Annotated in this window: 5 protein-coding genes; all 5 read left to right on the forward strand. The window is 71.6% G+C overall.

Annotated elements, in window-relative coordinates:
• The 5 genes from ACFVJX_RS27130 (at position 1) to gatB (ending at position 6,082) form a co-directional block, all read left to right on the forward strand.
• On the forward strand, positions 1-2,181 hold the full coding sequence (locus tag ACFVJX_RS27130) for a putative bifunctional diguanylate cyclase/phosphodiesterase (RefSeq protein ID WP_384131692.1): 2,181 nt from the start codon (positions 1-3) through the stop codon (positions 2,179-2,181).
• A gap of 330 nt (positions 2,182-2,511) precedes the next feature.
• Entirely contained in the window at positions 2,512-2,808 is a 297-nt protein-coding gene (gene gatC, locus ACFVJX_RS27135) for an Asp-tRNA(Asn)/Glu-tRNA(Gln) amidotransferase subunit GatC (RefSeq protein ID WP_003966094.1), read from the forward strand.
• Positions 2,809-2,814: 6 nt separating this feature from the next.
• Positions 2,815-4,317, forward strand: a complete 1,503-nt coding sequence (gene gatA, locus ACFVJX_RS27140; RefSeq protein WP_384136868.1) for an Asp-tRNA(Asn)/Glu-tRNA(Gln) amidotransferase subunit GatA — start codon at positions 2,815-2,817, stop codon at positions 4,315-4,317.
• 5 nt (positions 4,318-4,322) lie between these two features.
• A complete protein-coding gene (locus ACFVJX_RS27145; RefSeq protein ID WP_311314467.1) occupies positions 4,323-4,556 on the forward strand; it encodes a hypothetical protein in 234 nt (77 codons plus the stop codon).
• A 17-nt stretch (positions 4,557-4,573) separates the two neighbouring features.
• Complete coding sequence (gatB, locus tag ACFVJX_RS27150; protein ID WP_384136870.1) at positions 4,574-6,082, forward strand: Asp-tRNA(Asn)/Glu-tRNA(Gln) amidotransferase subunit GatB; 1,509 nt, start codon at positions 4,574-4,576, stop codon at positions 6,080-6,082.
• Positions 6,083-6,127 lie beyond the last annotated feature (45 nt).

A 6,127-nucleotide genomic window follows, 5' to 3' on the forward strand; every position in this document is an offset into this window, starting at 1 on the left:
ATGAAACCGACCGAGAACGCCGCACCGGTGTCGCGGCTGCAGGGTTTCGCCGGATTCACGCCCAAGGTGGGTGCCGCGGTCGTGGCCCTCGCCACCGTCCAGCTCGCGACCGGCTTCTACCGCACCCTGAGCGGCGGGCACGCCCTCTTCCCGGCCGGCACGGCCGGCTGGTCGCTCGCCGTGCTCACCGGGATCGTCGTCGGGCACCTGGTCGCGCTCGGCCGCGACCGCTGGTGGGGCGGCACCGGATCCGGGGCCGCCCTCACGCTCGCCGTGCTGCTGCTCTACGGCTGGGTGCCCGCGGGCCTGGTCAGCCTGGTCGTGGTCGTCCTCGTCGGGATGGCCCGCAGGCACCGCTGGTGGCAGGGGCTGCTGCACGGGGCGGTGGACATCCTGGGGGTGGGAGCCGCGGCGCTGGTCATGGCCGCGTTCGGCGAGGTGCAGACCGTCGAGTCGCCCTGGCAGCCACTCGACTGGGGCATCGACGCCGTCCCCGAGGTCCTCCTCGCCGCCTCCACCTATCTGCTCGTCACCCGGGTCCTGCTGTGGTACGCCCGGTCCCCCCAGGGCGGCGGGCTGCCGACCGCCGCCCGCACCGCCCTGCTGCGGCAGGGTCTCATCGCGGTCGCCCTGCTCGGCATCGCGCCGCTGATCTGCGTCGTCGCCATAGCCATGCCCGTACTGCTGCCGCTGTTCGCCGTTCCGCTGATCGCGCTGGACTCCACGCTCTGGATCGCCCGGGCCAGGGCCGAGGAGCAGCTGCGCGACCCGCTGACCGGGCTGCCGAACCGGCAGTGGCTGCTGGAACGCACCTGGACGGCCCTGGAGGAGGCCGAGGGCCTCGGCACCCGGGTCGGCCTCGTCCTCATCGACCTCGACCGTTTCCGGGCGGTCAACGACACCCTCGGTCACCTGGCGGGGGACCGGCTCCTGCTGCAGATAGCGGAACGGCTGCGTCTCGCCCTGCCGCGCGGGGCGGAGGCCGCCAGGCTCGGCGGTGACGAGTTCGCCGTCCTGCTGCCGGCCGCGGACTCCACCACCAGCGTCCAGCGGGTCGCCCGCCATCTGGTTGCCGGACTCTCCTCCCCGCTGGACCTGGACGGGCTCACCCTGGTGCTGGAGGCCAGCGCGGGCGTCGCGGTCCACCCCGACCACGCGCTGGACGCTGAGGGGCTGCTGCGGCGCGCGGACGTGGCGATGTACCAGGCCAAGCGCGACCGCACGGGCGTCGAGGTGTACGAGTCCAAGCGCGACAGCAACACCCCGGACCGGCTCGGGCTGCTCGGCGATCTGCGGCGCGCGCTGGACGCCGGCGAGGTGGAGCTGCACTACCAGCCGAAGGTCCGCTTCGACGGCCAGGTGGCCGGCCTGGAGGCGCTGGTCCGCTGGGTGCACCCGGAGCGGGGCCGGGTCCCTCCGGACGAGTTCATCGCCATCGCCGAGTCGTCCGGGCTGATGCCGCACCTCACCGAGTACGTACTGGAGACGGCGCTGGCGCAGGTCGCCAGGTGGCGGGCGCAGGGGCTGTTCGTCCCGGTCGCGGTCAACGTCTCCCCGCGCGACGTGCACACCCCCGGTTTCGCGGGCGGTGTCGCGGCCCGGCTGGCGCGGCACGGGGTCCCGGCCGGTGCGCTCCAGCTGGAGATAACGGAACACGTGCTGCTGGAGGACCCGCAGCGGGCCGCGGACACCCTGGCCGGGCTGACCGGCCACGGCGTGAAGATGTCCCTGGACGACTTCGGGACGGGGTACTCCTCACTGGTCCATCTGCGCCGGCTGCCGGTCAGCGAGCTCAAGATCGACCGGTCCTTCGTGGCCAGGCTCGCCATCGACCACGAGGACGCGGAGATCGTCCGCTGCACGATCGACCTGGCGCACTCGCTGGGGCTGCTGGTGGTCGCCGAGGGCGTCGAGGACGACGAGACCTGGGAGCGGCTGCGGGACCTGCGCTGCGACGCGGTGCAGGGCTGGCTGGTGGCGGCCGCGATGCCACCCCAGGAGACGACGGCTTGGCTGCGGGCGCGGGGGGAGCACGGGTGGCGGCGGCCGGCGGAGCTCGCTGCGGCCGCGGCGGCCGCAGCGGCGGCGGGTACGGCCGCGGGTGCGGCCGCCGCGGTGACGCCGGAGCTGGAGCAGCGGCCCTCGGGGCGGACGGTCGACTCGCGGCCCGCGACGACGTAGCGCGGGCACGGGGCGTGGGGCCTGCGGTGAGGTGACCGGCGGCGCCCGGTCGCCGCTGTGTCCTCAATCGCCGGACGGTCTGATCGGCGCCCGGTTGCGGCTTCGTCCTCGGGCGGCGGGCGGGCTTGGCCGGAGCTCTGCGGGGGCTTTGACCATGAGCGGCGGGCGGGCTCGGCCGGTGCCCTGCGGCGGCCTTGTCCTCGGGCGCCGGGGGACCCCATAGGATTGGGGGCCGGCGGCATATTTCCACCTGCCGCCCTTCGGACGGACGGTGGAAATGTGCCGCCGGCCCCCGGCCAAAACCACACACCAACCCCTGAGGATCGCTGCATGCCTGGCATCACGCGCGAGGAGGTCGCCCACCTCGCCCGGCTGGCGCGTCTGGAGCTGAAGGGCGAAGAGCTCGATCACTTCGCCGGTCAGCTCGACGACATCATCGGCGCGGTCGCCCGCGTCTCCGAGGTCGCCGACCAAGACGTACCGCCGACCTCCCATCCGCTGCCGCTGACCAACGTCATGCGGGCGGACGAGGTCCGTCCCTCGCTCACCCCCGCGCAGGCGCTCTCCGGCGCCCCTGCCCAGGAGCAGCAGCGTTTCAAGGTGCCGCAGATCCTGGGGGAGGACTAAAAAGCCATGACGGACATCAGCACCATCATCAAGCTCACCGCCGCCGAGACCGCCGCGAAGATCGCTTCCGGTGAGCTCACGGCCGTCGAGGTCACCGAGGCCCACCTGGCCCGGATCGAGGCCGTCGACGAGAAGGTCCACGCCTTCCTGCACGTCGACCGCGAGGGCGCGCTCGCGCAGGCCCGCGCCGTCGACGCCAAGAGGGCCGCGGGCGAGAAGCTCGGCCCGCTGGCCGGCGTCCCGCTCGCGCTGAAGGACATCTTCACCACCGAGGACATGCCGACCACCGTCGGCTCGAAGATCCTCGAGGGCTGGGTCCCGCCCTACGACGCGACCGTCACCAAGAGGCTGAAGGCCGCCGACGTCGTCATCCTCGGCAAGACCAACATGGACGAGTTCGCCATGGGGTCCTCCACCGAGAACAGCGCCTACGGTCCCACCGGCAACCCGTGGGACCTCACCCGCATCCCGGGCGGCTCCGGCGGCGGTTCCTCGGCCGCGCTCGCCTCCTTCGAGGCCCCGCTCGCCATCGGCACGGACACCGGCGGCTCGATCCGCCAGCCCGCCGCCGTCACCGGCACCGTCGGCGTCAAGCCCACCTACGGCGGCGTCTCCCGCTACGGCATGGTGGCCTTCTCCTCCTCCCTCGACCAGGGCGGCCCCTGCGCCCGTACGGTCCTGGACGCGGCCCTGCTGCACGAGGCCATCGCCGGACACGACCCGCTCGACTCGACCTCCATCGACGCCCCGGTCCCGCCGGTGGTCGAGGCCGCGCGCAACGGCTCGGTCCAGGGCATGCGCGTCGGTGTCGTCAAGCAGTTCTCCGGCGAGGGCTACCAGGCCGGCGTCGTCCAGCGCTTCAACGAGTCGGTCGAGCTGCTGAAGTCGCTCGGCGCCACGGTCGTCGAGCTGGACTGCCCGTCCTTCGACCTGGGCCTTTCGGCGTACTACCTCATCGCGCCGTCCGAGTGTTCCTCGAACCTCGCCCGCTTCGACGCCATGCGCTACGGCCTGCGGGTCGGCGACGACGGCACCAAGTCCGCCGAGGACGTCACCGCGCTCACCCGCGAGGCCGGCTTCGGTGACGAGGTGAAGCGCCGCATCATCCTCGGTACGTACGCGCTGAGCTCCGGCTACTACGACGCCTACTACGGTTCGGCGCAGAAGGTCCGCACCCTGATCACGCGGGACTTCGAGAAGGCCTTCGAGCAGGTGGACGTCATCGTCTCCCCGACGACGCCCACCACCGCCTTCCCGATCGGCGAGCGCGCCGACGACCCGATGGCGATGTATCTCGCGGACCTGTGCACCATTCCGACCAACCTGGCCGGCAACGCCGCGATGTCGCTGCCCTGCGGCCTGGCGCCCGAGGACGGCCTGCCGGTCGGGCTGCAGATCATCGCCCCCGCCATGAAGGACGACCGGCTGTACAAGGTCGGAGCCGCCGTCGAGGCCGCGTTCGTGGAAAGGTGGGGGCACCCACTGCTCGAGGAGGCTCCGTCGTTGTGAGTGCCATGGCAAAGCAGGCCAAGAACTTCAAGAAGTCGAAGACCGGGCTGTACGTATCGCTCGGAAGCACCGCGTTCGGCGCGATCAGCGTCGCCAAGCAGGCGAAGCTCGCGCGCAACGACAACGACGTGCTGCGGCTCATCGACGCCGCGGTGTCCGCCGCCGCCATCGTCACCGGCCTCGCGATCCTCTATCGCGAACTGAAGCGTCTCGGCGACGACGACGTCCTGCTGGGCTGAGAGGGAAAGTTTTCACCGTGACTGTCATTGACCTGGAGTCGTACGAGGGCGCCCTCGCCACGTACGACCCCGTCATGGGCCTGGAGGTCCATGTCGAGCTCGGCACCAAGACCAAGATGTTCTGCGGCTGTTCCACCGAGCTCAAGCAGGACGCGAACTCCCAGACCTGCCCGGTCTGTCTCGGACTGCCCGGCGCCCTGCCGGTCGTCAACGAGATCGGCGTCGAGTCCGCCATCAAGATCGGTCTCGCGCTGAACTGCGAGATCGCCGAGTGGTGCCGCTTCGCCCGGAAGAACTACTTCTATCCGGACATGCCGAAGAACTTCCAGACCTCGCAGTACGACGAGCCGATCGCCTTCGACGGCTATCTGGACGTCCAGCTGGAGGACGGCGAGATCTTCCGGGTGCAGATCGAGCGCGCCCACATGGAGGAGGACACCGGCAAGTCGACCCACGTCGGCGGTGCCACCGGCCGTATCCACGGCGCGTCCCACTCCCTGCTCGACTACAACCGCGCGGGCATCCCGCTCATCGAGATCGTCACCAAGCCGATCGAGGGAGCGGGTGCGCGGGCACCCGAGGTCGCCAAGGCGTACGTCGCCGAGCTGCGCGAGCTCATCAAGGCGCTCGGCGTCTCGGAGGCCCGGATGGAAATGGGCCAGATGCGCTGCGACGTCAACCTGTCGCTGCGCCCGCACGGCCGCGAGACGTTCGGCACCCGCTCCGAGACGAAGAACGTGAACTCCCTGCGTTCCGTCGAGCGGGCCGCCCGGTTCGAGATCCAGCGCCACGCCGCGGTGCTGAACTCCGGCGGCACGATCGTGCAGGAGACCCGGCACTTCCACGAGGAGGACGGCTCCACCACGGCCGGCCGCATCAAGGACAACGCCGAGGACTACCGCTACTTCCCGGAGCCCGACCTGGTACCGGTCGCCCCGGCCCGGGAGTGGGTCGAGGAGCTGCGCAAGGGACTCCCCGAGCTGCCGCGGCTGCGCCGCGCACGGCTCAAGGAGGAGTGGGGCGTCTCGGAGCACGACATGCAGTCCATCCTCAACGCGGGCGCGGTCGATCTGATCGTCGCCACGATCGAGGAGGGCGCGCCGTCGGACCAGGCCCGCAAGTGGTGGATGGGCGAGCTGGCCCGTAACGCCAACGAGACCGGCCGCGGCCTCGACGAGCTGCCCGTCACTCCGGTGCAGGTCGCCCGGGTGGCCGAGCTCGTCGCCTCGGGCGACCTCAACGACAAGCTGGCCCGTCAGGTGCTGGAGGGTGTCCTCGCGGGCGAGGGCGACCCGGACACCGTCGTCGAGAAGCGCGGCCTGAAGGTCGTCTCCGACGAGGGCGCGCTGTCCACGGCCGTGGACGAGGCCATCGCGGGCAACGCCGCCATCGCGGACAAGATCCGTGGCGGCAAGGTCGCCGCGGCCGGCGCGCTCGTCGGCGCCGTCATGAAGGCCACCCGCGGCCAGGCGGACGCGGCCCGGGTGCGTGAGCTGATCCTGGAGAAGCTCGGCGTCGAGGGCTGAGCCCGTCCCGTACGTCCTCAGGGGGCGGTGCGTCCGGTACCCACC

The organism is Streptomyces sp. NPDC127177 (assembly GCF_042672475.1).
In the GTDB taxonomy this organism is placed as follows: Bacteria; Actinomycetota; Actinomycetes; order Streptomycetales; family Streptomycetaceae; genus Streptomyces.